Consider the following 664-nt stretch of genomic DNA (forward strand, 5'->3'; position numbering starts at 1 on the left):
AGGGCTGGAAGCCGGTCAGAAGGTCGTGGCGTCCGGTCAGTTTCTCCTGGATTCAGAGGCGAGCCTACGCGGGCTGACCGCTCAGGGTTTGGAGGAGCCTGCAACTTCTACAGAAACTGCGCTGCACGAGGCTGAAGGTACGATCGTCAGCCTGGAAGATGGCATGGTTGGCCTGTCGCATGGGCCGTTCAAGACGCTGAACATGCCTGGGATGACCATGTCCTTTCCGGTTGCGGATCAATCCCTGCTGTCAGGCTTGCAAGTCGACGACCGCGTCCGTGTGGGCGTGCGTGAAAGCGACGAAGGCCTGGTCATCGAGCGCATCGAGAAGCTCGGGGGCCAGAAATGATTGCAGCCATAATCCGATGGTCAGTAGCCAACCGCTTTCTGATCCTGCTGGCCACTTTGTTCGCGGTGGCCTGGGGTATCTGGTCGGTCAAGAACACTGCTGTCGATGCGTTGCCAGACCTTTCCGACGTTCAGGTCATCATTCGCACGCCATACCCAGGGCAGGCGCCGCAGATTGTCGAGAATCAGGTCACCTACCCGCTTACGACGACCATGCTGTCTGTTCCCGGTGCCAAAACGGTTCGCGGCTACTCCTTCTTTGGGGACAGCTACGTGTACGTCCTGTTCGAAGACGGCACAGACCTTTATTGGGCCC

The 664-nt window shown here is 58.9% G+C and carries 2 protein-coding genes; both read left to right on the forward strand.

From position 1 onward, the window contains the following. A partial coding sequence (locus tag QKY98_RS23595; RefSeq protein ID WP_284671701.1) for a copper-binding protein occupies positions 1–349 on the forward strand: 349 nt, incomplete at its 5' end. After that, on the forward strand, positions 346–664 hold a 319-nt coding region (locus QKY98_RS23600; protein ID WP_284671702.1), incomplete at its 3' end, for an efflux RND transporter permease subunit. The genes QKY98_RS23595 and QKY98_RS23600, both read left to right, overlap by 4 nt.

Origin of the sequence: Pseudomonas sp. HR1 (assembly GCF_030175875.1) — a bacterium.
Lineage (GTDB): Bacteria > Pseudomonadota > Gammaproteobacteria > Pseudomonadales > Pseudomonadaceae > Chryseomonas > Chryseomonas oryzihabitans.